Origin of the sequence: Dyella ginsengisoli LA-4 (assembly GCF_000334915.1) — a bacterium.
Taxonomy (GTDB): Bacteria; Pseudomonadota; Gammaproteobacteria; order Xanthomonadales; family Rhodanobacteraceae; genus Dyella_A; species Dyella_A ginsengisoli_A.
On sequence record NZ_AMSF01000015.1, the window covers coordinates 73363 to 99549 of the forward strand.

At 68.6% G+C, this 26187-nt stretch carries 26 protein-coding genes; 7 read left to right on the forward strand and 19 right to left on the reverse strand.

Going from position 1 to position 26187, the window contains the following annotated elements; translation table 11 throughout:
* Positions 1 to 90: 90 nt before the first annotated feature.
* Positions 91 to 1299 carry an acetyl-CoA C-acyltransferase gene (locus C693_RS0103030; protein ID WP_017460777.1) on the forward strand — a complete coding sequence of 403 codons (1209 nt, stop codon included), beginning with the start codon at positions 91 to 93 and terminating at the stop codon, positions 1297 to 1299.
* Between the two features lie 69 nt (positions 1300 to 1368).
* Here the strand turns inward: C693_RS0103030 and C693_RS20980 are convergent, their stop codons facing one another.
* From C693_RS20980 to C693_RS20985, 4 genes are all read right to left on the reverse strand, one after another.
* Positions 1369 to 2130 (reverse strand): ABC transporter permease, encoded by a 762-nt coding sequence (locus C693_RS20980; RefSeq protein ID WP_017460778.1) that lies wholly within the window; start codon positions 2128 to 2130, stop codon positions 1369 to 1371.
* The gene (locus C693_RS0103040) at positions 2127 to 3032 is read right to left on the reverse strand and encodes an ABC transporter ATP-binding protein (RefSeq protein ID WP_017460779.1); all 906 of its coding nucleotides are present in this window, start codon (positions 3030 to 3032) and stop codon (positions 2127 to 2129) included. Before C693_RS0103040 ends, C693_RS20980 begins: the two co-directional genes overlap by 4 nt.
* 102 nt (positions 3033 to 3134) lie before the next feature.
* On the reverse strand, positions 3135 to 3803 hold the full coding sequence (locus tag C693_RS0103045; RefSeq protein WP_017460780.1) for a response regulator: 669 nt from the start codon (positions 3801 to 3803) through the stop codon (positions 3135 to 3137).
* A gap of 1 nt (position 3804) precedes the next feature.
* Positions 3805 to 5304, reverse strand: coding sequence for an ATP-binding protein (locus tag C693_RS20985; protein ID WP_157798545.1), 1500 nt, complete (start codon positions 5302 to 5304; stop codon positions 3805 to 3807).
* Between the two features lie 121 nt (positions 5305 to 5425).
* On the opposite strand from C693_RS20985, the gene C693_RS23550 reads away from it, so the two are divergent.
* Entirely contained in the window at positions 5426 to 5941 is a 516-nt protein-coding gene (locus tag C693_RS23550; RefSeq protein WP_017460782.1) for a hypothetical protein, read from the forward strand.
* A gap of 169 nt (positions 5942 to 6110) precedes the next feature.
* Positions 6111 to 7550: an MFS transporter gene (locus tag C693_RS0103060; RefSeq protein WP_017460783.1), complete on the forward strand. Its 1440-nt coding sequence runs from the start codon at positions 6111 to 6113 to the stop codon at positions 7548 to 7550.
* On the opposite strand, the gene C693_RS0103065 is transcribed toward C693_RS0103060, so the two are convergent.
* The 8 genes from C693_RS0103065 to C693_RS0103100 all read right to left on the reverse strand — a co-directional run bounded on the left by C693_RS0103065 (position 7547) and on the right by C693_RS0103100 (position 13778).
* Positions 7547 to 7918, reverse strand: coding sequence for a carboxymuconolactone decarboxylase family protein (locus tag C693_RS0103065; RefSeq protein ID WP_043598434.1), 372 nt, complete (start codon positions 7916 to 7918; stop codon positions 7547 to 7549). The genes C693_RS0103060 and C693_RS0103065 overlap by 4 nt on opposite strands.
* Before the next feature lie 130 nt (positions 7919 to 8048).
* Positions 8049 to 8633 (reverse strand): TMEM175 family protein, encoded by a 585-nt coding sequence (locus C693_RS0103070; RefSeq protein ID WP_017460785.1) that lies wholly within the window; start codon positions 8631 to 8633, stop codon positions 8049 to 8051.
* Between the two features lie 79 nt (positions 8634 to 8712).
* Positions 8713 to 9921 (reverse strand): ABC transporter permease, encoded by a 1209-nt coding sequence (locus C693_RS0103075; RefSeq protein WP_017460786.1) that lies wholly within the window; start codon positions 9919 to 9921, stop codon positions 8713 to 8715.
* A complete protein-coding gene (locus C693_RS0103080) occupies positions 9921 to 10640 on the reverse strand; it encodes an ABC transporter ATP-binding protein (protein WP_017460787.1) in 720 nt (239 codons plus the stop codon). Before C693_RS0103080 ends, C693_RS0103075 begins: the two co-directional genes overlap by 1 nt.
* Positions 10637 to 11947 (reverse strand): efflux RND transporter periplasmic adaptor subunit, encoded by a 1311-nt coding sequence (locus tag C693_RS24150; RefSeq protein ID WP_017460788.1) that lies wholly within the window; start codon positions 11945 to 11947, stop codon positions 10637 to 10639. The genes C693_RS0103080 and C693_RS24150 overlap by 4 nt, the downstream gene beginning before the upstream one ends.
* A 166-nt stretch (positions 11948 to 12113) precedes the next feature.
* On the reverse strand, positions 12114 to 12533 hold the full coding sequence (locus C693_RS0103090; RefSeq protein WP_017460789.1) for a bleomycin resistance family protein: 420 nt from the start codon (positions 12531 to 12533) through the stop codon (positions 12114 to 12116).
* A gap of 6 nt (positions 12534 to 12539) precedes the next feature.
* Positions 12540 to 13109, reverse strand: a complete 570-nt coding sequence (locus tag C693_RS0103095) for an AAA family ATPase (protein WP_241762621.1) — start codon at positions 13107 to 13109, stop codon at positions 12540 to 12542.
* Positions 13110 to 13175: 66 nt separating this feature from the next.
* Positions 13176 to 13778 (reverse strand): sulfite oxidase-like oxidoreductase, encoded by a 603-nt coding sequence (locus C693_RS0103100; protein WP_017460791.1) that lies wholly within the window; start codon positions 13776 to 13778, stop codon positions 13176 to 13178.
* Between the two features lie 158 nt (positions 13779 to 13936).
* On the opposite strand from C693_RS0103100, the gene C693_RS0103105 reads away from it, so the two are divergent.
* Positions 13937 to 14368 (forward strand): PepSY domain-containing protein, encoded by a 432-nt coding sequence (locus tag C693_RS0103105; RefSeq protein ID WP_017460792.1) that lies wholly within the window; start codon positions 13937 to 13939, stop codon positions 14366 to 14368.
* Positions 14369 to 14419: 51 nt separating this feature from the next.
* Here the strand turns inward: C693_RS0103105 and C693_RS0103110 are convergent, their stop codons facing one another.
* Both C693_RS0103110 and C693_RS20990 read right to left on the reverse strand, forming a co-directional pair.
* Positions 14420 to 15244, reverse strand: coding sequence for an META domain-containing protein (locus C693_RS0103110; RefSeq protein WP_241762622.1), 825 nt, complete (start codon positions 15242 to 15244; stop codon positions 14420 to 14422).
* A gap of 23 nt (positions 15245 to 15267) precedes the next feature.
* The gene (locus tag C693_RS20990) at positions 15268 to 17190 is read right to left on the reverse strand and encodes an esterase/lipase family protein (protein WP_017460794.1); all 1923 of its coding nucleotides are present in this window, start codon (positions 17188 to 17190) and stop codon (positions 15268 to 15270) included.
* Between the two features lie 149 nt (positions 17191 to 17339).
* Here C693_RS20990 and C693_RS0103120 point away from each other — a divergent pair, with 149 nt between their 5' ends.
* The 3 genes from C693_RS0103120 (at position 17340) to C693_RS0103130 (ending at position 20485) form a co-directional block, all read left to right on the forward strand.
* On the forward strand, positions 17340 to 18353 hold the full coding sequence (locus C693_RS0103120) for a zinc-binding dehydrogenase (protein ID WP_017460795.1): 1014 nt from the start codon (positions 17340 to 17342) through the stop codon (positions 18351 to 18353).
* Between the two features lie 124 nt (positions 18354 to 18477).
* On the forward strand, positions 18478 to 19179 hold the full coding sequence (locus C693_RS0103125) for a pirin family protein (protein ID WP_017460796.1): 702 nt from the start codon (positions 18478 to 18480) through the stop codon (positions 19177 to 19179).
* A gap of 361 nt (positions 19180 to 19540) precedes the next feature.
* Positions 19541 to 20485 (forward strand): MBL fold metallo-hydrolase, encoded by a 945-nt coding sequence (locus C693_RS0103130; RefSeq protein ID WP_017460797.1) that lies wholly within the window; start codon positions 19541 to 19543, stop codon positions 20483 to 20485.
* 70 nt (positions 20486 to 20555) lie between these two features.
* Here C693_RS0103130 and C693_RS0103135 read toward each other — a convergent pair whose 3' ends face one another.
* The 5 genes from C693_RS0103135 to C693_RS0103155 form a co-directional block, all read right to left on the reverse strand.
* Positions 20556 to 20906 (reverse strand): tRNA-binding protein, encoded by a 351-nt coding sequence (locus C693_RS0103135; protein WP_026107141.1) that lies wholly within the window; start codon positions 20904 to 20906, stop codon positions 20556 to 20558.
* Between the two features lie 76 nt (positions 20907 to 20982).
* Positions 20983 to 22272 carry an NAD(P)/FAD-dependent oxidoreductase gene (locus C693_RS0103140; RefSeq protein ID WP_017460799.1) on the reverse strand — a complete coding sequence of 430 codons (1290 nt, stop codon included), beginning with the start codon at positions 22270 to 22272 and terminating at the stop codon, positions 20983 to 20985.
* 127 nt (positions 22273 to 22399) lie between these two features.
* Positions 22400 to 23275: a UTP--glucose-1-phosphate uridylyltransferase GalU gene (galU, locus tag C693_RS0103145; RefSeq protein ID WP_017460800.1), complete on the reverse strand. Its 876-nt coding sequence runs from the start codon at positions 23273 to 23275 to the stop codon at positions 22400 to 22402.
* Positions 23276 to 25171, reverse strand: coding sequence for a polysaccharide biosynthesis protein (locus C693_RS0103150; protein ID WP_017460801.1), 1896 nt, complete (start codon positions 25169 to 25171; stop codon positions 23276 to 23278). It abuts the gene before it with no gap.
* The gene (locus C693_RS0103155) at positions 25171 to 26175 is read right to left on the reverse strand and encodes an MraY family glycosyltransferase (RefSeq protein ID WP_026107142.1); all 1005 of its coding nucleotides are present in this window, start codon (positions 26173 to 26175) and stop codon (positions 25171 to 25173) included. The genes C693_RS0103150 and C693_RS0103155 overlap by 1 nt, the downstream gene beginning before the upstream one ends.
* Positions 26176 to 26187 lie beyond the last annotated feature (12 nt).

Genomic DNA, 26187 nt, shown 5'->3' on the forward strand with positions numbered 1-26187 from the left:
ACCAACCATCGTCATCGACCAGTCGCCTACGGCAACCCAACCCCAACAGGCGTCGCAGCGATCCACGCGCGACGCCACGGAGCTAGCACCATGACCAAGCAAGTACAGGACGCCTACATCGTCGCCGCCACCCGCACCCCGGTCGGCAAGGCGCCGCGCGGCGTATTCCGCAACACCCGCCCGGACGACATGCTCGCCCACGTGATCCGCGCCGTGATGGCGCAGGCGCCCGGCGTCGATCCGCACCGCATCGAGGACGTCATCGTCGGCTGCGCCATGCCCGAGGCCGAGCAGGGCATGAACGTGGCGCGCATCGGCGCCCTGCTGGCCGGCCTGCCCTACACGGTGCCGGGCGTGACCATCAACCGCTTCTGCTCGTCCGGCGTGCAGGCCATCGCCATGGCGGCCGACCGCATCCAGCTCGGCGTAGCCGACCTGATGATCGCCGCCGGCACCGAGAGCATGAGCATGGTGCCGATGATGGGCCACAAGGTGGCGATGAACCCGGCCATCTTCGCCAACGACGAGGACCGTGCGATCGCCTACGGCATGGGCATCACCGCCGAGAAGGTGGCCGAGCAGTGGAAGGTCACCCGCGAGCAGCAGGACGCCTTCGCCGTGGAAAGCCATCGCCGTGCGCTGGCCGCGATCGCCGCGGGCGAGTTCAAGGACGAGATCACCCCGTTCCAGCTCGACGACCACTATCCGGACCTCGCCACCGGCGGCATCAAAACCGACAGCCGCCTGATCGACACCGACGAGGGCCCGCGCGCGGGCACCACGATGGAGGTGCTGGCCAAGCTGCGCACGGTGTTCCGCAATGACCGCTTCGGCGGCTCGGTGACCGCCGGCAACTCCTCGCAGATGTCCGACGGTGCCGGCGCGCTGCTGCTGGCCAGCGAGAAGGCGATCAAGGAGTTCAACCTGACCCCGATCGGCCGCTTCGTCGGCTACTCGGTGGCCGGCGTGAAACCGGAGATCATGGGCATCGGTCCGAAGGAAGCGATCCCCAAGGCGCTCAAGCAGACCGGCATCTCGCAGGACCAGCTGGACTGGATCGAGCTCAACGAGGCGTTCGCCGCGCAGGCGCTGGCGGTGATCGGCGACCTCGGCCTGGATCCGGCCAAGGTCAACCCGCTGGGCGGCGCCATCGCGCTGGGTCACCCGCTCGGCGCCACCGGCGCGGTGCGCGCCGCCACGCTGCTGCACGGCATGCGCCGCCGCAAGCAGAAGTACGGCATGGTGACCATGTGCATCGGCACCGGCATGGGTGCGGCGGGCGTGTTCGAATCGCTCTGATCGGCAACCCGGCTGGAACGAAAGAAAGCGCCGCAGCGATGCGGCGCTTTTCTTTTTCCAGTGACGGCCTCAGCCGGCCTCGCCCCGATCGAACTGCCACAGGCCGACGATGGCCATCAGCACACCTCCGACCAATCCCACCACGACCACCTGGACCAGATGGGTGGATTGGCGTGCGAGCACCTGCACCGGCATCGACCACGGGAACCAGGGGCCGAACCGTGCCGACTGCCCGATCAGGAATCCGGCTACCGTGCCGGCCACGCCAACGAACACCGACGTGGTGAAGCTCTGCCAGCGCATGGCCACCCAGGCCTGCAGCGCGATCATCAGGCCGGCTGCAGCCACGCATGCGCTTGCATGGACGGCCAGCCAGCGCCAAGGCGCCGGACCGGCGATGCCGAACGCCGGCTGCGTATGCATGATCACCCAGCCGGCCAGCGGCGTGGCCAGGGCGAGCAAGGCGGTAGCCGTCACCACCATCGCGGCCAGCACGAACAGCTTGGCCGCGTAGTGGCTCCAGCGCGGCAACGGCAGCGCCAGCAGATGCTTCCAGGTCTGCGGGCCATGCTCCATGTTCGCCAGCAAGGCCGCCTGCAGGGTCACGAACAGCGGCAGCATCAGGAACACCCACAGCACGAACAGCCCGTTGGCAAAGCGCATCCAGGCCTCCTGCCCGCTCAGCGACGAGGGGCCGTGCAGCCGGCTCAGGCTGATCTGCAGCACGCTCAGCAGCACCACCAGCATCGGCGCCAGCACCACCATCCAGGCCGCCAGGGTATGCCGCAGTTTCACCTGCTCGGCGGCCAGTGCCCGCCCCAGTGCGCTCATGCGGCGTCCCTCCCGGTCATCTCGAAGAACAGCGTCTCCAGCGACCGCGGGCTTCGTGCCAGCGCGTGAACCTCGTGCCCCTGGGTCACCAGCCATCGGTTGATCACGTGGTCCGGCCGCTGCGGCAGCGGCACCCGCACCGTGGTCGGGTCGACCCGCTGGGCAGCCTCGCCCAGTTCCGCAAGGGCGGCGCACACTGCCTCGCCATCGGTGCAACGGATCACCAGAGGATCCCCATAGCGCTTTCGCAACTCGGCCGGGGTGCCCTGGAAGCGCAGCCGCCCCTGGTGCAGCACCCCGACGTGCGAGGCCATCTGCTCCACTTCGGCGAGCAGGTGGCTGGACACGAACACCGTGATACCCAGTTCGCCGGCCATGCGCTGCAGCAGGGTGCGCAACTCGACGATGCCGGCCGGATCCAGGCCGTTGCTCGGCTCGTCCAGCACCAGCAGCCGGGGCTCGCCGAGCAGCGCCAGCGCAATGCCGAGGCGCTGGCGCATGCCCAGCGAATACACGCGCACGCGGCGATGCGCGTCGCGCTCGAGGCCGACGATGCGCAGTACGGCGTCGATGCGCTCCGGCGCAAGACCGAGCAGGCGCCGGGTGACCTCCAGGTTTTCGTAACCGGACAGGTGCGGATACAGCGAGGGCGACTCCACCATCGAGCCCACCTGCCGCAGCGGCGCGCGCGACTGCCGCGTCAGCGGCTGGCCGAACAGGCGGATCTCGCCGCCATCGGCGCGCAGCAGACCGAGCAGCAGGCGGATGGTGGTGGTCTTGCCGGCCCCGTTCGGACCGAGAAAGCCGTATACGCTACCGGCAGGTACCGCCAGGTCGAGCGCCTCCACGCCGTGCCCGGTGGCGAAGCGGCGCGTCAACGTCCGGGTTTCGATGGCCAGCATGGCGTGGATTCTCCTCGGATCATTCATGGCCCATCTGGCCAGAACCCGCGTCGCCGGACCATAGGCCTGAGCTCACAGTGACTTGTGACCGGTGACCCCGGCTCAGCCTTCACCGACCTCGAAGCGATACCCGGCGCCATACACCGAATGGATGAAGGCCTGCCCCGGTGCGATGTCCTCCAGCTTGCGGCGCAGGTTGCGCACGTGGCTGTCGACCACGCGATCGGTCACGTCGCGCAGGTCGTCGTGCATGAGGTCCAGCAGCTGGTCGCGCGAATAGATCCGACCGGGCTGCGACAGCATGGCCTGCAGCAGGCGGTACTCGGTGGTGGTCAGCGACAAGGGGCGGCCCTGGTAGCGGATGCGCTGCGCGGATTCGTCCAGGGTGAACGGGTTGGCCGGCGCGCCCGGCCGGCTGCGGCGGAGTACCGCCTGCACCCGGGCCACCACTTCGCGCGGGCTGAACGGCTTGCAGATGTAGTCGTCGGCGCCAAGCTCCAGCCCGAGCAGGCGATCGATCTCCTCGACACGTGCGGTGAGCATGATCACCGGCAACGCGCTGTCGCGGCGCAGTTCGCGCAGGATCGCCAGCCCGTCCTGGCCCGGCAGCATGATGTCCAGCAGCAGCAGCGCCGGCCGCTCGGCAGCCACCGCGGCAAGCACGCGGTTCCCCTCGCCCACCACCGATGCCTCGTGTCCGGACTGGGCGAGGTAGTCAGCCAGCAGCCGGGCGATCTTCGGCTCGTCCTCGGCGATCAGGATGCGGGCCATCTCAGGCGGCCTCCAGCGGCAGGCGCAGTTCCATCCGCAGGCCGCCGAGCGGCGAGGCCGCGGCTGTCAGCGTGCCTCCGTGTGCGATGGCGATCCGCTGCGCGATCGCCAGACCCAGTCCGCTGCCGCCGAGGGCGCGATTGCGCGAGCCGTCGACGCGGTACAGCGGCTGGAACAGGAACGGCAAGGCTTCTTCGGGCACGCCGGGCGGAGTGTCGTCGATGCGCAGGCAGGCCTGGTCGCCCTCGACGAACAACCCCACCTCGATCCTGCCCTCGCGCTCGCTGTAGCGCAGGCTGTTGCTGAGCAGATTGTCGATCAGCTGGCGCATGCGATCGGCATCGACATGGACCGGCGCCGGCTGATCGGCGTGAGCGATGATGATGACGATGCCGGCTCGCTGCGCGGCGGCCTCGAAACGTGCCACGCCCTCGATCAGCAGCTCGGCCAGGTCGTGTCGTGCCGGCCGGTAGCTCAGCGACCCGGCATCGGCCATCGACCACTGGTGCAGGTCATCCACCAACCGACCGAGCCGCATCACCTCCTCGTGCACCGAGGCCAGTGTCGCGGCATCCGTCGGCCGCACGCCGTCACGCATCGCTTCCAGTTCGCCGCGCACGATCGCCAGCGGCGTGCGCAGTTCGTGCGAGATGTCGGCCATCCAGCGCTGCCGCGCGGTGTCGTGCGCCGCCAGCGCCTTGCTCAGGCGATTGACGTGCCGTACCAGATCGCCCAGCTCGTCCTGTCGGTGCGTGGTCAGCTGCCCGCCGAACGCGCCGTCGGAGAGTTTGCGCGCCGCCTTTTCGACGTCACGCAGCGGCGCGAGCAGGTGACGGGCGAAGGCCCACGCCACGGCCATCGCCAGCAACAGCAGCAGCCCGGCCAGCCAGGCCATACCGCGCACCTGCGCAGCGAGGAACGCGGTATCGCGGGGATCGGCCGGGCGGCTCAGCGGGCGCAGCGCCAGCCAGCCCACCACGTTGCCGTCGACCCGGATCGGGCGCTCCAGGGCGCCCGGTGGCGGGATCTCCCCCGCGACCACGGCACGGTCGGCATCGAGCAGGCTGACCCTCGACGGCAGAGGCGCCGACGGGGTCTGCGCCACCGCCGGCGGAGGGGGCGGTGGCGGGGGCAGCGGCGGTGGGGGCGGAGGTGGAGGTGGCGGCGCCTCCAGCGGCGAAGGCTGCGGCCCCGTCCCCTCATCCACCGGGTGCTGATCCGGCACAAGCGAGCGTTGCAACACCGAATGCCAGACCTGCGGATCGCGCAGACCGTCAAACCCGCTCCCGGCATCGCCGCGCCGGGCCAGCGTGTGCGCCAGCGGGGCAAGACGGTCCAGGTCGGCATCGTTCACGTACGCGACGAAGCCGCTGCGCAGGTGGTGCACGGTCAGCAGACCCATCGCCAGCAGCGAGAACGCGATCGCCATCGCCAGCAACAGGAACAGCTTGTGCGCCACACGCAGGCGCCAGCCGGTGGGTCGGGAAGAAGCCGGTGTCATGGCGGCCGAGCATAGCGGCCGCCCCGTCCCACCGCCTCCACATTCCCTGCATATTGCCTGCGATCTTGCAGGTCATCGTGACGTCCGTCGGATCACCCGGCCACTCCAAGGAGTTCACCTGATGAAAACCCGCTTGATCGTCGTCCTCGCCAGTCTCGCCTGTGCCGGCGCCGCGTCGGCACAGGCCGGCAAACCGATGGGCCAGACGCCGCCGACCGCCCAGAACGCCCATCGAATCGAAGTCGATCGTACCCGGGTGACGGTCGATGGCGTTCCGTTGCCGCCGCTGCCGCCCGGCTGCCTCGACCGGCAGTGGAAGTCCACGTCGCACCCGATGTTTCCCGACTTCACCCGTGAAAGCCGCTGGCAGGCGGTGCTCGGAATCAGCACCGACCAGGCCCGGCAGGTGCAGCAGTTGTTCGAGCGGCGTCACCAGGACGACAAGGCCACCTGCGACAAGCTCCGCGGCATCGTCGGCGACAAGGCCATGGATCGCTGGAAGGCACTGAGCGACTTCCCGCCGCCGCCTCCGCCACCTCCGCCGCCGATGGCTCCACGCCCGCCGCAGCCGCCGCAACTCGACGCGCCACCGCCGCCTCCGGCGCCCCCGGTTCCACCCGACGACGCCGCCGACTGACCGTCACCGGCACATGGCCGGGCATCCCCGCGATGCCCGGCCGCCAGGTCTCGTTGTCGATAGCGGGCGGCCCTCTATAATCCGCGCCGCGCCGCTCCCCGGGCGCAAGCGCCGCCGCGGCCACCCCCACGACCGCTGCCGGCTTCCCACGCCCGCACCGAGTCCCTCCGTGAGCCAGTCGACCGCGGCCCCCCTTGCGTCCGATACCGGGACGCCGGCGTTTCCCGACTACCGCGTCATTTCGCTGATCATCGCCTGCGCGATCTTCATGGAGCAGCTGGACGCAACGGTGCTGGCCACCGCCCTGCCCACCATGGCGCGCGACTTCCACGTCGGCGCGCCCGCCATGAGCATCGCGATGACCAGCTACCTGCTGGCCCTGGCGATCCTGATTCCGGTGAGCGGCAAGGTCGCCGACCGCTTCGGCGCGACCCGCGTGTTCGCCGCGTCCATCGGGGTGTTCCTGCTCGGCTCGGTCGCCTGTTCGCTGGCGCCCAACCTGCCGGCGATGGTGGCCGCCCGGCTGCTGCAGGGGGCCGGCGGCGCGATGATGGCGCCGATCGGACGGCTGATCCTGCTGTCGGCCGTGCCGCGCAAGCACCTGGTGTCGGCCATGTCCTGGTCGCTGGTGCCGGCCTTCCTGGGGCCGCTCGCCGGCCCGCCGCTGGGCGGCCTGATCGTGACCTACCTGACCTGGCGCTGGATCTTCTACATCAACCTGCCGATCGGCCTGCTCGGGGTCTGGCTGGTGCGGCGCTTCATCCCGCCGATTGCGCCGCATGCCGAACACAGCCCGCTGGACCTCGGCGGCTTCGCGCTGTGCGGTGCGGGACTCGGCGGCCTGCTGTTCGGGCTGGAAATGGTCGGCCAGAGCGCGGACCTGGCGATGGCCGCGACGCTGCTGGCGGTCGGTATCGCCGGCTGTCTGGGCTATCTGTGGCACGCACGCCGGAGTGTGCATCCGCTGCTCGATCTGTCGCTGATGCGCATCGACTCGTTCCGGCTGTCGGTGATCGGCGGCTCGCTGATGCGCATCACCCAGGGCGCGCAGCCGTTCCTGCTGCCGCTGATGTTCCAGATCGGCTTCGGCTTCTCCGCCGTGCGCAGCGGCCAGTTGATCCTCGCCACCGCCCTGGGCGCCCTGCTCACCCGCTCGTTCACGCCGCGCCTGCTGCAGCTGGTCGGCTTCCGCAACGGCATGATCTACAACGGCGTGCTGAGCAGCCTGGCCTACGCCGTGTGCGCGCTGTTCCGGCCGGACTGGCCGTTCGCGGCGATGTTCGGACTGCTGATGGGCTGCGGCGCGGTGATGTCGTTCCAGTTCGCCGCCTACAACACCGTCGCCTACGAAGGCGTGCCGCGCGAACGACTGGGCGCGGCCAACGCGCTGTACACCACGCTGCAGCAACTGATGCTCTCGTTTGGCGTCTGTGCCGGCGCGCTGCTGCTGAAGCTGGTGATGGGCGTGCGTGGCCACGCGCATCCGCAGGCCGGCGACTTTTCCTTTGCCTTCGTCGCGGTGACCCTGGTCTCGCTCAGCTCGACGGTCTGGCACCTGCGCTTCGCGCCCGATGCAGGCCACGAACTGAGCGGGCACCGGCCTCGCTAGACCTCGCTCGCGGTGGGCTGGCAGGCTTCGCCGAACTCCTCCAGCGCACGCACCGCCTCGGCCGCGTACATCAGCGACGGGCCGCCGCCCATGTAGACCGCCACCGCCAGCGTCTCGATGAACTTCTCGCGCTCAACGCCCAGGCGCACCAGCGCCTTTACGTGGAAGCCGATGCAGCCGTCGCAGTGTCCGGCCACACCGATGGCCAGCGCGATCAGTTCCTTGTCGATGGCCGAGAGCGCTCCCGGCTCGAGCGCGGCCTTGGCCATGGCGGAAAACCCGCCCATCGTGCCCGGCGCAGCGGCGCGGATGGTGGCAATGGCGCGGTTGAGATCCTGGGTGATCTCGACGAAGGACTTGCTCGACATGGCGGTCTCCATGGCATCGGTCGGATGCCACCCATCCTGGGCCTCTCCGCCAGGACCGCCGATGACGCAGGTCAATCGGCGAACCACCCGACGGCTCTCGCCGGGCCGCTGCGGCACCCTGCCGCGCCCGTCAATCGTGCGACTGCACCACCACCCGCTCGATCCGCCGGTCGGGCACCAGCCAGAGCAGGGCCGCACCGGCGTAGAACGCCATGCCCAGGCCCGGCGCGCACACCGAGAAGACGATGCCGGCCACGTAGATCAGCGGCGACAGCTTGCCCTTCCAGTCGCGGCCGAGCGCACCTGCCAGCGCCGACTCCGGACCCTGCACATGGATGATCGTCCGCTGCAGGATCCAGTACGCCAGGGCCGCCATCAGCAACACCACGCCATACAGCGCCGAGGGCACGGCGGCGAGGTGGTTCTCGCCCATCCAGCCGGTGGCGAACGGCAGCAGCGACAGCCAGAACAGCAGGTGCAGGTTGGCCCAGAGAATGCCACCACTCACTCTGCGCACCAGGTGCAGCATGTGGTGATGGTTGTTCCAGTAGATGCCGACATACACGAAGCTCAGCACGTAGCTGAGGAACACCGGCAGCACCGGCCACAGTGCATCCAGCGACGCACCGTGCGGCACCTTCATCTCCAGCACCATGATGGTGATGATGATGGCGAGCACGCCATCGCTGAACGCTTCGAGCCGGGTCTTGCCCATGGGTGCCTGCATCGGTGGCGGATAGATGGCCAGAGTATCTCCGGACCGGCCGCCGGCCGCACCCACCTTGCCGCCTGCGCTATTCGTGGCGCAGCGCCTCGATCGGGTCCAGCCTCGCCGCCCGGCGTGCGGGGAAGTAGCCGAACACCACGCCGATCACCGCCGAGAAGGCGAACGCCAACAGGTTGATCGACAGCCCGAACACGTAGGGCACCTCCAGCACCCGCGCCAGCACGATCGAGCCGGCCGTCGCCAGCAGCACGCCCAGCAATCCGCCGATCGAGGACAGCACCACCGCCTCGATCAGGAACTGCAGCAGCACCTCGCGTTCCAGCGCGCCGACCGCCAGGCGGATGCCGATCTCGCGGGTGCGCTCGGTGACCGATACCAGCATGATGTTCATGATCCCCACGCCGCCCACCAGCAGGCTCACCGCCGCTACCGCGCCGAGCAGCAGGGTCAGCACGCGCGTGGTGCTGGAGAGCATGTCGGCGATCTCGCGCGTGTCGAGCACGTTGAAGTCGTCCTCCTGGCCGTCGGCGATGTGCCGGCGCTCGCGCAGCAGGGCCTCGATCCGCTGTTTGGCCTGCGCGGTCGGCACGCCGGGCTGCACCGATACCAGCACCATACCCACGTCCTGGTTGCCGGCCAGCCGCCGCTGCACCGTGCGCAGCGGCATCACCACCGTGTCGTCCTGGTCGCGTCCCATCGACGACTGGCCCTTCGCCGCGAGCAGGCCAACCACCTCGCAGGAAAACTGCTTGACGCGGATCGCGCCGCCGACCGGGTTCTCGCTGCCGAACAGCTTGCTGCGCGTGGTCTCTCCCAGCACGCACACCGCTTTGCCTGCCTGCAGCTCGGTGTCAAGGAAGGGTCGCCCCGCGGCGAACTTCCAGCTTCCCGCGGTGAAGTAGTCGTTGGTGGTGCCCACCACGCTGGTGGACCAGTTGCTGGCCAGGTGCACCACGGTCACCGTGCGCGACACCACCGGCGCCACGCCGGCCAGGCCGCTTACCTGGCTCTGGATTGCACCGGCATCGGCCAGGCGGAAGGCCGCTGCGCCCGCGGTGTCGCGGGTCGGTCCCAGCCGCTGGCCGGGACGCACCATCAGCAGGTTGCTGCCGAGGCTGGCGATCTGCGCGGATACCGACGCGGTGGCGCCGTTGCCGAGCGTGACCATGGTGATCACCGCGGCCACGCCGATCAGGATGCCGAGCACGGTGAGGAAGCTTCGCGTGAGATTGCGGCGGATTTCCTTCAGCGCCAGCAGCAGCGTGTTCCAGAACATCAGGCCACCCCCGCCTGTCGCGTGTCGCTCTCCACCTGGCCGTCGACGAAGCGCACCACGCGCCGGGCATAGGCGGCCATGTCCGGTTCGTGCGTCACCATCAACACGGTGATGCCACGGTCGCGATTGAGCGCCACGATCAGGTCCATGATCTCCTGGCTGCGCTGGGTGTCGAGATTGCCGGTGGGCTCGTCCGCGAGCAGCACCGCGGGATGGGTGACGATGGCGCGGGCGATCGCGGCCCGCTGCTGCTGGCCGCCGGAAAGCGCGGCCGGCACGTGGTGTTCCCAGCCGGCCAGCCCCACGGCCGCCAGTGCCTCGCGGGCCGCGGCATGGCGTGCGGCCGGCGGCTCGCCGCGATACAGCAGCGGCAGCTCCACGTTCTCCAGCGCCGTGGTGCGCCCGAGCAGGTTGTAGCCCTGGAACACGAAACCCAGGTAATGCCGACGCAGCAGCGCCCGCTGGTTGCGCGACAGCCGCTCCACCGCGGTGCCGCGGAAGCGGTAGCTGCCGGTGGTCGGCACGTCGAGGCAGCCGAGAATGTTCATCGCGGTGGACTTGCCCGAACCGCTCGGCCCCATGATCGCCACGAACTCGCCCTCCTCCACCACCAGGTCCACCCCGCGCAGCGCCTGGAACGCCACCGCGCCCTGGCCGTAGGTCTTGGTGACGCCGGCCAGTTCGATCAGCGGCGCCGCGGCGCCATCGCCCTGGCTCACGGGGCACCGCCCAGGCTTTCGGTGATCACCCGCATGCCGGGCTGCAGCCCGCCGCCGGTCACTTCCGTCAGTTGCCCATTGCTGGCCCCGACCGTGACCGGCACCGCCAGCGGCTCGCCGTCGCGCAGCAGCCATACCTGGCGTGACTTGCCGGTCCCAGACGCCACGCGACTCGGGCCGTGCGGCGGCCGCGGCATCAGCCGGCTGACCAGGCTGCCGGAGGTCTGGCCGGACGTCGTGGATGCCGGCGTGAAACGCAGCGCGGCACTCGGCACCAGCAGCACCTGATGGCGCTCGTTGACCACGATCGCGGCGGTGGCCGTCATGCCCGGGCGCAGGCTGAGGTCGTCGTTGTTCACGGTGAGCACGGTGAGGTAGGACACTACGCCATCCTTGGTCTGCGAGCCGAAGCCCACCCGGCGGACCTTCGCCGGGTATTCGCGACCGGGGTAGGCGTCCACCGTGAAGGTTGCCGGTTGACCTTCGTGCACCAGGCCCACGTCGGCCTCGTCCACGTCCACCTGCAGCTCCATCTTCGACAGATCCTCGGCCAGGGTGAACAGCACCGGCGCCTGCAGCGAGGCGGCCACCGTCTGCCCCGGCTCGATCGAACGACTGAGCACCACGCCATCGATCGGCGAACGGATCGACGCCTTGGCCAGGTTGGTTTCGCCGGTGCTGAGCGACGCCTGCGCCTGCACCACCGCCGCCTGCGCGCTCGCCTCGGCGCCTTGCGCACGCTGCAGGGCGGCGCGTGCGGTATCGATGTCCACCTGGGCCGGCACCGTGCCGCCACTGGTGGCGTGCATGCGCGTGAGGCGACTCAGCTGCAGGCGCGTCTCGGTCACGGTGGCCGCGGCCTGCCGGACCTGGGCGCGTGCTGCGGCCAGCGCCCCGCGGGCACTGGCGATCTGGTCCGTGAGCCGCGACACGTCAAGCTGGGCCAGTACCTGGCCGCGCCTGACCGTGTCGTTCACGTCGACCTTGACCGACTCCATAATGCCGGACAGCTCGCTGCCCACGTCCACCTGGTTGGTCGGCTGCAGGTTGCCGGTGGCCGCGACCGTCACCACCAGGTTGCCGCGGGAGACCTCGGCCGTCTGGTAGCGCGGCTGGGCCGCCTGGCGACCACGCAGGAACCAGCCGTAACCGGCCACCACCACGACCAGCAGCGCGAGGACGATCAGCATCCAGCGCAGGGCCCGGCGACCGCGCCTCCTGTCCGGACCGCCGCCCAGCACCGCGGCGACTGCCGCCGCATCGGACCGCCCGGCACCGCCGGCCCCGGAATCGTCGGGCGCCTTCATCGCGATCGCCCCACGCTCACGCGACCGCGCCTCACCGTCCAAACCTTCATCGCGATACCCGTGCGAACGTGGCCGATCACCACGCCCGACACCCTAGGCCCGCGCAAGCGCAAGCGTATTGACCCCCATCAATCGCGGCTGCGTACGTCGCTGCGAAGGCCGCTTTCTACCGAACGGAATAGAACTGGAGAACGTTCCAGCCGGGGTCGTGGAGATGGAACTCGCGGGTTCCCCAGGGCGTCTGCGACGGTCTCGCCCAGGGACCTTCCGGGCCGTGCTCCTCGCTGATGCTGCCGCTCGCGACGAACTCCTCGTAGAGCGCGTCCACATCGGCCCCCCGGAAGCGGCAGGCCGGACGATCGACGGGACAAGCCCACTGCCCCGCGTCCGCCCACTGCAGGTGGATCTCCACCCCGTCCCGCCCCATGGCTGCGTACGTCGGCGCGTCGGGTGTGTCCTGGAACAACAGCGCGAAACCGGGATCGCGGTAGAAGCGCACCGACTCACCCACCTCGCGGCAGGCGAGCACGGGATGCACGGCCTGAAGGTTCGCTTTGATGCGGTGCTCCACGGAATCGGGAAGCATCTGGCATTACCGGCCGGAAGACTCTTGAAGCCCCGATCCGCCGCGAGCCCCGCTGCCATCGAGACGCTCGCTCTTGCGGCCCGCAAAGGAATCGTAGATGCGCCGATGCGCCTGGTACGACCACTGATCCTCACGTTCGTAGTAGCCGGCCACCCAGGCCTGCAGAGGCTCGAGCATGGCGTCCTGCGCCTCTTTCGAGGCGTACTTGTGCGGCTCCCAGGGACGCCGGCGGTTGTGTTCCAGGCAGGTTTCCAGTCCGGGGTTGAGGAACACCAGTTCCGTGCAATGGGCGGACGCAGCCTGAACCAGCTCGCCGTAGCAACCCTCGATCACCCAGCGATCATGCCCGGCGAGAAACGCCGCAAGGGACTCGGCAATGGCTTCGGTCGATCGCTGCACGGCGATCTTCCCCGGCTCCCAGACGATGGAGTCCAGATCGAGATGCGCCAGTCCATGCTCCGCAGCCAGCCTCTTGGCCAACGTGCTTTTGCCGGACCCGGAATTGCCGAACAGGAGAATTTTCATGGCAGGACGGGACCTGTGCATGGCGCTTTCCGTCATGGCGCGCTGCTGCACAAACGGATCCGGTGCGGGCCTTGTCCAGGGCCGCAGCGGCTCGGTCGAAAAAAGGAATCGCCACCCTTATTCATCGTCCGCGAACCGCTCCTCGCGCCAGGGATCCCCGCGCATGTGATACCCGCGCAACTCCCAGAACCCCGCTTCGTCGCGCGCGGTGAACTGCAGGCCGGTAAGCCATTTGGCGGACTTCCAGAAATACAGGTGAGGCACCAGCAATCGGGCCGGACCGCCGTGATCCGGTGGCAGCGGCTGGCCATCGTAATGGGTGGCGATCATCGCGCGTCCGCCGAGCAGATCGTCGATCCGCAGGTTGGTGGAGTAGCCGTCGGCACTGTGCGCCAGCACGAAGCCGCTGGGTGGAGCGATGCCCGCGTCGGCGAGCAGGTCGTCCAGCGCCACGCCCTCCCACGCCGTATCGAGCCTGGACCAGCGGGTGACGCAATGGATGTCGCGCACGATGCGCTGCCGGGGTAGCGCGCAGAACCCTGCCCAGTCCCAGCGCTTGATCGGCCGCACGCCGTTCCGGAGGGCCAGGCTCCAGTCCGACGTGTCCAGCGACGGCGTAGGCGCCATGGACATCACCGGAAACTTGCGCGTGGACACCTGCCGCGGAGGCAGGCGCTCGGCGCTCATGTCGACGTCGTCGACGCGGCTGGAACTGGACATATTCGGTACATCCCGGACCCTGACCACACGCGACCTTAGCACCGCCCACCCCCGGTACGCCGCCTGAACCCACCACGCGCCCGCCACGCCGCCTTCACCGCTCGCTGATCCACGCCTGCCAAGACTCGTGGCTCCCTTTCCCCACAGGAGACGAGGCGATGAAGACGATCGTACTTTCCGCCGCCCTCGCGCTGGGCCTCGCCGGCGTGGCGATGGCGCAGTCGCCGGACCATGGCGTGATGACCAAGGCACAGATCCGGACGCAGCTGCATCAGCAGGGCTACAGCGACGTCGATGATCTGGAATTCAATCACGGCATGTGGCGCGCCAAGGCCGAGAGCGGCAATGGCCACCACGTGCAGCTGCGCATCGACGCCCGCACCGGCAAGGCCTATCCGGACGACCAGAAACTGGCCCGCCTGGGTGAAGACGACATCCGTGCCGCCCTCTCCAGCGCCGGCTACACCGACGTGCACGACGTGGATTTCGATGACGGGCTGTGGACCGCCAAGGCGGAGAACAGCGCCGGCAAGCACGTGAAGCTGGACGTCGATCCGGATACCGGCAAGGTGGTCGGTACCGACGACTGAGGTCCCACCGCGGCCGGTGCGTTCACGCTCCGGCCGCGCTCCGCGCCAGGATCAGGGCGTGGCCACTTTCTCCGATTCAACCACCATGTCGAGCACGTAGACCGGCCCTTCCGAGGTATCGAAGCGCTTCACCCGCAGGACGTTGCGCATGCCGGGTTCATGCGTGTAACCCTCGATGCCCGATGCCATGACATGCCACGGCCCGGGCTCGCCGCTCTTCAGGCCGTGGGCGTCGTAATGCCGGTCCCGCACGCTCAGGCATCGAGTGTCGCCGGATGCGCCGGTATCGCAGGGCACGTCCTGCGCTGCCACCTCCAGGAATTCGACCTGCCCTGGCCCACCGTAGCGCCTCTCGGCCGTCGGCTGCCCGGTGAACTGCAACATGTCGCCGTCGGCGGTGGCCAGTTGCAGTTGGGGCATGGCTCCCTCCCGGTCGATCGAGATCGATGGCCGGCTCTTCAACCTCTGCACCACGGCCTGATCGAGGCCGCCCAGGCCGGCCTGCAGGCAGGCCATCTGGGTGGAAAGCATCGGGCCCAGCACGAGTTGTCCCTGTTCGATGTGGTAATTCGCTCCCCTGGCGTTGCACAGCTGGCCGATCGTCAGGTGATTCTGCGAGAAATCCAGCTGCACCGGCCGGTCGGGGCGCACGAACAGGGCCGCGATGCGCTTGCCAGTCGCATCGGTCGCCGACTGCAGCTTCCAGTGGTAGCCCTGCAAGGAGGTCGGATCAACCGGAACGACGGAATCCGGGGACGCGCCGGGCACCGGCTTGGCGGAGCACGCCGTACACGCCGCCAACGTCAACAGCAGCGGCAGGACGAGGTTTCGGATCGACATATCGGTGCTTCCCAGGTGGGGTGGCCGGTGGAGCATATGCCGCCCGGACAAGCCTGGTGTTAGCGCGATGTGTCCGATGCACGCGGCACGATCGCGTCCCCGGCAGGCAGACTTGCGTGCTCGCGCAGGATGCGGCGGATCTCCAGGATCGCCTGCGGCGTCTCCTGCACGCTGTGGCCGGAGACGATCACCTTTTCGCTCGCAGCGCCCGCCAGGTGTGCACTGGCATAAGGCACGAAGCCGTCGCTGGAGGCCTCCAGCGGCCCTTCCGCGCTGCGCCGGGCAATGATCGAGTGGTAGCGCACGCCGGGCACGATCGGCAGCGCGGACGTGGCCCGGAGATATGGACCGGTGTCGCGCAGTACGTTGACGCCCGTTGGCGCGGCGCGGAACAGTGCCGCCTGCTCCGGCAGTTCCCCGGCCAGCGCATCGGCAATGCGGGTGGTGGCATCCAGCAAGGTCTTCGGCAGACGGATCAGCCTGGTGACCATGCGTGCCAGCCAGTGACCCGCTACCGGCGTGCCGGCATGCGGAGCGGCGAGGAAGATCGCCTCGTCCACGCCGGGCAGCGGCTTGATGGTGAGATAGGGCGCCAACGCGGCGAGTCGCTTGCGCCGTGGAGAATCCGGAGGGGCATGGAAGATGCGCTGCCAGAGCACGTCGCCGCTGTCGACCACCAGCAACCGCGCAATCACGCCCCCCATGCTGTGGCCGATCAGCGTGACATGGTGACTGGCCGGCGCGGTGCCGGCCGGATCGAGCGCGGCGAAGGTCTGCTCCAGCGCCGCCCGGATCTGCACCAGGTTCACCGGGATCGGCGCGTTGGTCGGGTAATAGACCTCCCAGATCTGGTAGCGCCTGCGCAGCGCCTCGTCGCCCATCACCTCGTTGGCGAGATTCACCCAGGCCTCGGGACTGGAGGCCAGGCCATGGATCATCACCACGGTGAGTCGGTGGGGATCGTACGGCTGCATCAGGATCACGCGCGGATGATCGAGCGCGTTGTCGCGCCCGAGCAGGTTGTCGATCGCCTTGCGGTTGAAGCCGGACTCGGCCAGCCACAGCGCATACGGTGCGCTGAAGTTGGCCGCCAGCGGCACGGTCTGGCCGTCCAGTTGCATCGTGTCCTGGCGATACGGATCGAGCGCATCGACCACGGCCTCGCGGGTGTCGAGCACCTGCGCCAGGGTGTCGCCGGGAAATTGCAGCAACACCGTTGCCGGCAGGTACCCGGTCTCGGCGAACGGTTGCGTCGGCGCCCGCCGGGCGGCCTGGGTCGGACGCGCCACCATCACCACCTCGGCACCGAGGCCGTCCCGGCGATAGACGCTCTCGAGCCCGTCGATGCGCAGGCGGGAGGCCGGCACCATGGCTTCGAGCTTCGGCGCGCCGCGCGGCAAGGTCAGCTGGATCTCGCCGTAGCGAAGGCGCCAGCCATCCACCGCTTCGACGCTGCCCGGCGACGGTGGATGAACATGCCCCGCCCGCTGCCCCCGCGCGAACAGCAGTGCCGCGACGCGCTCCGCGGCATAGTTGTAGCTGTCGCGCATCTGCGTCTGCCGATCCTCGAAAGCGCGTTCGCGCGGCGTGCGCTCGCCGAAGAACAGATATGCGTACGCATAACGTGCGGCATCGAGGTAGTCGGCGATCGGACCTGCGGTATCGCGGTCGGCGGAGCGGTCGGCCTTGAGCGCACCGTCCAGGGCCAGCTCGGCCAGCGCCGAGAGGCGCGCGTCATTGCCCAGGATGGTCGCCTCGCGCAACGCCGCCACGCAGGGCGACGGCTCGGCCACGCAGCGATCGGGGTCGAGCCCCAGCCGCGAGATCGCGTTGCGGCTGGCATAGCTGAGATGGCCGGTGCTGAGGACATCGCCGCGACGGCCTTCGTCGTAGTCCCGCGGGTCGCCCTGCTTCACATGGACCAGCGCGCAACCGGTCAACTGCACGAGCAACAGCACGCTGGCGATCCAGCGCGCCGACACGGGCCCACTACGCCCGCCGGATCGAATCGGTGCCGTCGTATTCCCTTCCCGCATGCACGCCTCCCCGCCTGGCGCCAAGGGTACATCGCACGCCCTGCACTGCCGTTGCGCGATCATTGACGATCTTTCTCGTTGATCAGGAGCCTGCGATGACCACCATGCACGCCATCGCCATCCGGGAACCGGGTGGTCCGGAAGTACTGACGCCGTGCGAACGGCCACGTCCGGTTCCGGGGCCTGGCGAAGTGTTGATCCGGGTCGCGGCTTCCGGGGTGAATCGGCCCGACGTGTTCCAGCGCCTCGGCCGCTACCCGCCACCGCCAGGCGCCTCCGACCTGCCCGGGCTCGAGGTGGCGGGCCAGTTGGTCGAGGGCGACCTCACTGGCGACAACCCGTTTGGCCTGAAAGCCGGAGACGCCGTTTGCGCCCTGCTTGCCGGCGGCGGGTACGCCGAATACGCGGTGGCGCCGCTGGGCCAGTGCCTGCCGGTGCCCAAAGGCCTGAGCCTGCTCGAAGCTGCGGCGCTGCCGGAAAACTTTTTCACGGTATGGAGCAACGTGTTCGACCGCGGCCAGCTCGGCCGGGGCGAAGGCGGTGCCGGGGAAACCCTGCTGGTACAGGGTGGCTCCAGCGGCATCGGCGTCACCGCGATCCAGCTGGCGCACGCGCTCGGCCACCGGGTGTTCGCCACCGCCGGCAACGAGGAGAAATGCCGCGCCTGCGCCGACCTGGGTGCCGAGGCCATCAACTACCGCGAGGAGGATTTCGTGGCACGGATCAAGGCGCTGACCGACGGGCGCGGCGTGGACGTGGTGCTGGACATGGTCGCCGGCGACTACGTGCCCCGCGAACTCGACGCCATGGCCGAAGGCGGCCGGCTGGTAATCATCGCCACGCTGGGCGGCAGCGCCGCCACGATCGACGCCGGTGCGCTGATGCGCCGGCGCCACACGATCACCGGCTCGACCCTGCGCAACCGGCCGGTGGCGTTCAAGGCGGCGATCGCCCAGGCGCTGCATGAGCACGTATGGCCCTTGCTGGCCGCGGGCACGGTGCGGCCGGTGGTGCACCAGGTGTTCCCGGCGGCCGAAGCTTCACGGGCGCATGCGCTGATGGAGAGCTCGCAGCACATCGGCAAGCTGGTGCTGGCGAGGGGCTCCTGATCGTTTCCCATATTGATCCAATACGGCAACAATCAGTTCCATTGGCGCCACTATGCGCACGAAGGCATTGCGCCTAATGTCCGCCCCAGGGCGCCAACCGGCGCCAGACACATGGGAGAACGTCATGATCGAACGCCGTCCTTTCAGCACCCTCGGCGGTGCGGACCACGGCTGGCTCAACGCCAAGCACCACTTTTCGTTCGCCGGTTACCACGACCCGCGCCGGATGGGCTGGGGCGCCCTGCGCGTGTGGAATGACGACACCATCGCCCCGGGTACCGGCTTCCCGCCGCATCCGCACGCGGACATGGAAATCATCACCTACGTGCGCGAGGGCGCCATCACCCACCGGGACAACCTCGGCAACGAAGGGCGCACCGAGGCAGGCGACGTGCAGGTGATGAGCGCAGGCAGCGGCATTACCCACAGCGAATACAACCTCGAGCCGGGCACCACGCGGATCTTCCAGATCTGGATCATCCCGGACGAACACGGCCGTCCGCCCTCCTGGGGTGCCAAGCCGTTCCCGCGTGGCGATCGTGCCGGGCGCTTCGTCACCCTCGCCAGCGGATTCCAGGAGGACACCGACGCCTTGCCCCTGCGGACCAACGCGCGCGTGCTGGGCGCCACGCTGAAGGCCGGCGAGAGCACCACCTACGCGCTGGCCGACGGCCGCCACGGCTATCTGGTTCCGGCCAGTGGCAAGGTGGAGGTCAATGGCGTGTCGCTGGACGCGCGCGACGGCGCGGCCATCCGCAACGAACCGGCCCTGCGTGTCACCGCACTGGAGGACGCCGAGCTGGTGCTGGTGGACGCCGCGGCATGAACCACCCCGGCCACCCGTCGAAAGGCGGGTGGCCGGGGTCAGCGACACAATCCATGCGTCATGGCCCTGTCGCAGGTGGCGCTGCATGGAGCCCCGGTCGCCGCCAGTCGGCCTGACCATGCCGCTCGAACAGTGGCATCGCGATATGGCACTCGTCGAGGAAGTCCCCGATCGACGCGGCGGCGCCCCCGGCAGCCGTCAGCGTGAACCAGTTCCTCCGGCGCATCTTCCATCGCTGCTCACGGATCGCGGCCCGGAGGATGCCCCGCGCTTGCCGGCCCAGCCGTCCCGCGACCAAGGTTCAACTGCCCGTCACGGGGTGGCTTGCTACCCTGACGGCTGTTCCTGGACGGAGGCAGTCATGAGCGTTCCCTACGGTATCCACACCATCGACACCGGCTTCGTGCGCCCGCAATTCGACGCCGCCTACCTCGTGGTGGAAGGCGATCGCGCGGCGTTCATCGACTGCGGCACCAACTACGCCGTGCCGCGCATGCTCGCCGCGCTGGACGCCGCCGAGCTGACACCCGCGCATGTGGACTGGCTGATTCTCACCCACGTGCACCTCGACCATGCCGGCGGCGCCGGCGAGCTGATGGCCGAGCTGCCGAACGCAAAACTGGTGGTGCATCCGCGCGGGGCGCGCCACATGATCGACCCCTCGAAACTCTGGGCCGGCGCCAGTGCGGTGTACGGCGAGGCAGTGATGGACGAAACCTACGGGCGGTTGCGCCCGGTGCCGGCCGAACGCGTGATCGAGGCGGCCGACGGACACATCGTGCACCTCCAGGATCGACAGTTGCTGTGCGTCCACACGCCCGGACACGCCAAGCACCACATGGCGATCTACGACCGCCAGTCGAACGCCTGCTTCACCGGCGACACCTTCGGCCTGTCCTACCGCGATCTGGATACCGACCAGGGTCCCTTCATCATTCCGACCACCTCGCCGGTGCAGTTCGATCCGGAGGCCCTGCACGACTCGATCGACCGTCTGCTCGCGCTGGACCCCGAGGCGATGTACCTGACCCACTACGGTCGCGTGGAAGCGGTGGAACGGCTGGCTGCCGACCTTCACGCACAGATCGATGCCATGGTGGAGCTGGCACTCGAAGCCGACACCCAGCCGGATCGGTACCATCGGCTTCGTGCCTCGCTGGCCGACCTGTACTTTTCCCGCGCCCAGGCCCACGGCTGGACCAAGGGCCGCGAGGCACTGGAGGCGCTGGCGCTGGACATGGACATCACCCTCAACACGCAAGGGCTGGAAGTCTGGCTCGATGGCCGCAAGGACTCGCGCGAATGACGCCGGACCGCGCGCATCAGGCCCCCGTTGCCCGGCGGGCGCGAACCGGTGTCTCCTCTGCGGCGTCCGCCTAGGACAGACGCGAGCCGTTCGGCACCGGACGTTCGACAGTGGTGACGACGACACCCTGATCCGTGTGGAACCCGGTCAGCAGGAACTGCGAGCGGAACGGCCCGATCTGCTTCTCGGGGAAGTTGATCACGCCGACGATCTGCCGACCGACGAGATCCTCGGGGCGGTACAGCGACACGATCTGCGCACTGGTCTTGCGCTCGCCGTAGGGACCGAAGTCCGCCCACACCTTCCATGCCGGACGACGGGCCTCGGGAAACGCTTCGATCCGGGTGACGGTGCCGGCGACGATGAGCACGCGCTCGAAGTCGGCCCAGCTGATCTGTGCGGGAATGTCGGCGTCGCTCATGGACTCATGCAGTGCGCTGCGGAAAAGCCGTAGGGTAGCGGCCATGCGCGGGGCCGGCATGCCCCGTTCGCCATGCTCAGCCTTCCAGGCGGGTCTTCAGCCAGTCGTTGAACTCGTGCCACCAGTAGGTGGCCTGGGCCCCCGCAAAGCCGAATGGCCGCCAGGTGCTGGGCAGGCCGTAATCGGCGAACTGCTTCCAGCCCTCGTCGCCCTGGGCGATCGCGGCGGCGACCAGTTCGCCCGCCGCACAGGTCGGCCCCACTCCATGACCGCCGAACGCCTGCGCCCACCACAGGCCGTTGCCGTCGCTGCCGATCTGCGGCATCTGATGGCGTGCATAGCTCATCAGGCCGGACCACGCATGGTCGATGCGCACACCCTTGAGCTGCGGGAAGACCCGCAGCAGGTCCCGCGTGAGCAGCCGCTGCACGGCCTGGGGCGAACGGTTGAGCACCGAGATCCGTCCGCCCCACAGCAGCCGGCGATCGGGCAGCGGACGGTAATAGTCGAAAGCAAAACGGCTGTCGTAGATCGCCGCTCGCGTACGCAGGCAGTCGTCCAGGCGGTCCCCGAGCGGCTCGGTCACCATCACGTAGGTCGCGATCGGCAGGATCGCGCGATCGATCGGTTTCTGCAGCCCCGCGAGGTATCCCCCGCAGGCGAGCACCACCTGGTCGGCGAAGATCTCGCCCTGCGCCGTGGCGATCCTCCAGCGCAGACCGACGCGCTCCATGCGCTTTGCCGCGGTTCCTTCATGGATCGACACACCCTGCCCCGCCGCCGCCGCGGCCAGGCCGATGGCGTAGTTCAGTGGATGCAGGTGCAGCGCGTCGCGTTCGTAAAGCCCGTCGAAATAGCGTTCGCTGCGCACGCGGTCGCGCAGCTCGGCCTGATCGAGCCATTCCCAGTGCACGCCGTAGCGTTCGGCCAGCAGGCTCTGACGGTCGCGCAATACGGCCGGGTCGCGAAACCAGTTGGCCCAGATCACGCCTTCATCCACGGCGTCGCAGGCGATGTCGTAGCGGGCGACACGGTCGCGGATGCGGTGTACGGCCGCCGTGGTCAGCCCGAACAGCGCGCGTGCGCGCTCGGCACCGAGCTGGTCGAGCAGCGACTGCTCGCCGAGCGAGTAGCCGGCAAAGACGAAACCACCGTTGCGCCCGGAAGCACCGAAGCCCACCTGCTCGCGCTCAAGCAGTACCACATCGGTGACACCACGCTCGGCCAGACCCAGCGCGGTATTGAGCCCGGCGTAACCGCCACCGATGATCGCCACGCGGGCCTCGCGCCGGCCTTGCAGCGGCGCGAAAGGCGTGTAGGCATTCGCGGTGGCGCGGTAGTAGGAGGCGGCCGGTGCAGATGGCATCACGGGAAGGGCGGACCGGCTATCGACGAAGTCCGGAGGATAACCGTATTACCGCCATCGGCGGGGTCCACGACGTCCGGCCCGGATCGAGCGCAGGACCGAACGCCGCAGATGGAAGACAACGCCGTCAGTGGGTGGCAACGAATTCGCGCACCACGGCAGCCAGCTTCGGATCCTGCATGGCCATATGCATGGTGGCGCGTACCAGGCCGGCCTTGTTGCCGCAGTCGAAACGGGTGCCCTGGAAACGGTAGGCCAGCACCTTGCCCTGCTCCTTGAGCAGCGCCTCGATGGCGTCGGTGAGCTGGATCTCGCCACCGGCTCCGGGCGTGGTGCGCTCGAGCAGCTCGAAGATGCGCCCGGGCAGCACGTAGCGACCGACCACGGCGAGATTGGAGGGCGCGTCCGCCGGCTTCGGCTTTTCCACCATGTGGCGGATCTCGGCGCTGCGCTCGTCCACCGGCGTGGCGGCCACGATGCCGTACTTGTCGGTTTCGTCGCGCGGCACTTCCTCCACGGCGATCACGCCCGCGCCGCCCTGCGCCTGGGAGAGCTCCGCCATCTGCCCCAGGGCACCGCGGCCGGTATTCCAGATCAGGTCGTCAGGCAGGATCACCCCAAACGGCTCGTCGCCGACCACCGGCTTGGCGCACAGCACCGCGTGGCCGAGGCCGAGCGCTTCGGGCTGGGTGACGAAGATCGCCCTCACGTGCCTGGGCAGCGTGCCCTGCACCATTGCCAGCAGGTCGGACTTGCCCTTCTCCTGCAGCTTGGCCTCCAGCTCGTAGGCCTTGTCGAAATAGTCGGCGATGGCGTGCTTGTAACGGTTGGTGACGAACACCAGGGTGTCGGCCCCCGCGTCGACCGCCTCGTCCACCGCGTACTGGATCAGCGGACGATCCAGCACCGGCAGCATCTCCTTGGCCACCACCTTGGTGGCCGGGAGAAACCGGGTGCCGAGTCCGGCGACGGGGAACACCACCTTGCGCAACGACTTGCTCACTTACCTTTCTCCAGTCTCTTGGCGACGGATGGATACGACGTTGGCCGGCTGCGCCGTCTCGCTCCAGCGGAACGAGGGCAACAGACTGGACACGCAACGCCGCAGTTCCTCTTCATCGAAGCGGTCGACCGCTTCCGCCGATTTGTTGATGGCCGCCACCAGCAACTCCCAGGCCACCTCGCGGTGCTGTGCCAGGAAGATCTTCGCGTGGGCGGTCTCGCTATAGTTTTCCTGCGCGTGGAACAACTCCTCGAACAACTTCTCGCCCGCTCGCAGCCCGGTATAGACAATGGGGATCTCGGTGCCTGGTTTCTTTCCAGCCAGCCGGATCATCTGCTCGGCCAGATCGCGGATCTTCACCGGCTCCCCCATGTCCAGCGCGAAGATCTCTCCGCCGCGGCCCAGGGTGGATGCCTGCAGGATCAACTGGCACGCCTCCGGAATCGTCATGAAGTAGCGCGACATCTCCGGGTGGGTGACGGTAACCGGCCCACCGTCACGGATCTGTTGACGGAACAGCGGCACCACCGAGCCGGCCGAGTCGAGTACGTTGCCGAAGCGCACGGTGATGAAGCGGGTCGACGAGCGGGCACTGAGGTTCTGGCACCAGATCTCCGCGATGCGCTTGCATGCCCCCATCACGCTGGTGGGATTCACGGCCTTGTCGGTGGAGATCAGCACGAAGCACCCGACGCCGTGCTCGTGGGCCAGTTCGGCGACCTGGCGCGTGGCGAGCACGTTGTTGCGGAAGGCCGTACGCAACTGGCTCTGCAACAGCGGCACGTGCTTGTAGGCGGCCGCATGGAAAACCACCTGCGGCTTGTGGTCGACGAACACCTGCGCCATCGCGACGCGGTCGCCGCAATCGGCCAGTACGCCATCCAGAATCAGCTCGGGGAAATCCGCAGCCAGTTCCTTGGCCACGCGATAGAGGTTGTACTCGCTGTTGTCGACCACGGTCAGCGCCGCCGCGCCGAGCCGCGCCACCTGGCGACACAGCTCCGAACCGATCGAGCCACCGCCACCGGTCACCATCACGCGCTGGCCGGTGAGATTCTCGCGGATCGCAGTCCAGTCGAGCTGGATGGCATCGCGCCCGAGCAGATCCTCGATCGCGACCTCCTTGATCTCGTTGAAATGGGCGCGCCCGGCAACGACGTCCTCGAGCCGCGGAACCGTGCGATAGGGCAGTCCGGTGGAGTCGCACAGCTCGACCACCCTGCGCATCTGCGCCGTGGACGCGCCGGGCAACGCGATCAGCAACATTTCCACGCCGGTCTCGCGCGCCACATCAGGCAGATCCTCGAACCGCCCCAGTACCGGACAGCCGCTGATCTTGGCGCCGCGCAGGCTGCCCAGATCGTCGACGAACCCCACCACATTGAAACGGCTGTCCCGACGCAGGTCGCGCAACAGCGCCTCCCCGGCCCGGTCCGCGCCGACAATGAGGACGCGCTTGGCCGGCCTGGACTCGAACAGGTCGACGCGACTGTCCTTCCAGAACCGATAAAGCAGTCGCGGCGCCCCGAGCAGGGTGGCGAGGATCACCGGGTAAAGCAGCAGCACCGAACGGGGAACCCCGGCGAGCCGGTCGTAGAGGAACAGCACCAGGCCGATCACCAGGCTGCCGGCCACGGCTGCGCGCAGGATGTTCCACAGGTCCGGCAGGCTGGCGAACCGCCACACACCCTTGTACAGACCGGTCCAGGCAAAAAGCAGGCCCTGCACGGCCAGGACCAGCGGAAATTCCAGGGCGAAGAAGCTGACCACTTCATCCGGCTTCATCGCATAGCGAAGCGCCTTGGCAAGCCACCAGGCGATAGCGGCCACGGCGAGGTCGTGCACCACCACAGCCGCGCGCGGGTGAATCGCTGCGATGAACTTACGAACCGACATCAGAATTTCCGCTCCCTAGCTCGCCGAAGGCAACGCCGCTTCAGCATCATCCAGACCACCAACGACACGCCGTAGACCACGGCAAAAACCATCCAGCCTTCCGCGCCCATGCGCCATGCGGCATACGCCGCCGGAGCGCACACCAGCAGGTTCCAGGCCGTGTACGACCCGGACACCGCTCCATGGGACCTCCCCCCGCGAACCATCCACTGGTAAAGATGTTCGCGATGCGCACTGTACCAGCGGCGACCTCGCCAGATCCTGACCAGCAGCGTCATGCCGGCGTCGGTGAAGAACGCCGAGCACAGGATGGCGGCTGGCCAGCACGTGGCGGGGGCGATCTGCCAGAGCATCGCTCCGATGGCGAAAACCAGAAACCCCAACGAGCCGCTTCCGACATCGCCCATGAAGATGCGGGCCGGTGACCGGTTGTATACCCAGAATCCCGCCGTCGCGAATCCCACCGCAAGCGCCGCGATGGCCAGCCCATAGGCCGGCTGAGCCAGGGCCAGCGCAAGGCAAGCCAGCCCCGCCATCACGAACATCGCCTGCTGTGCCAGCAGGCCATCAATGCCGTCCATGAAATTGTGCAGGTTGATGCTCCCCACGCCGACGAACAGCAGGAGCGGCAACCACCACGCCGGGACGCCGGCGGTCCACATGGCCAGCACCAGCAATCCGGCAGCTGCCGTCTGCGCCATCAGCCTGGGGATGATCGGAAGCGGGCGGTGATCGTCCCACCATCCGGTCAGCGCCACGCAGGCCAGACCCAGCCAGACGGCAGCAAGCGTCAGCCGGTGCTCGGCCGACACAACGTCCAGGGCAATGACCGGCAAGCCGATCAACACGGCGACGACGATGCCGATCCCGCCGCCGCGCGGAGTCGGGATGGTATGGGAGCGCCGCTGTCCAGGCTGGTCCAGCATGCCACGGCGGTGCGCATAGGCGATTGCCGCCCGCACCACCGCAAGGGCGACGAGGAAGCAAAACGGTGGAAGCAACAAGGCCGACCCTGG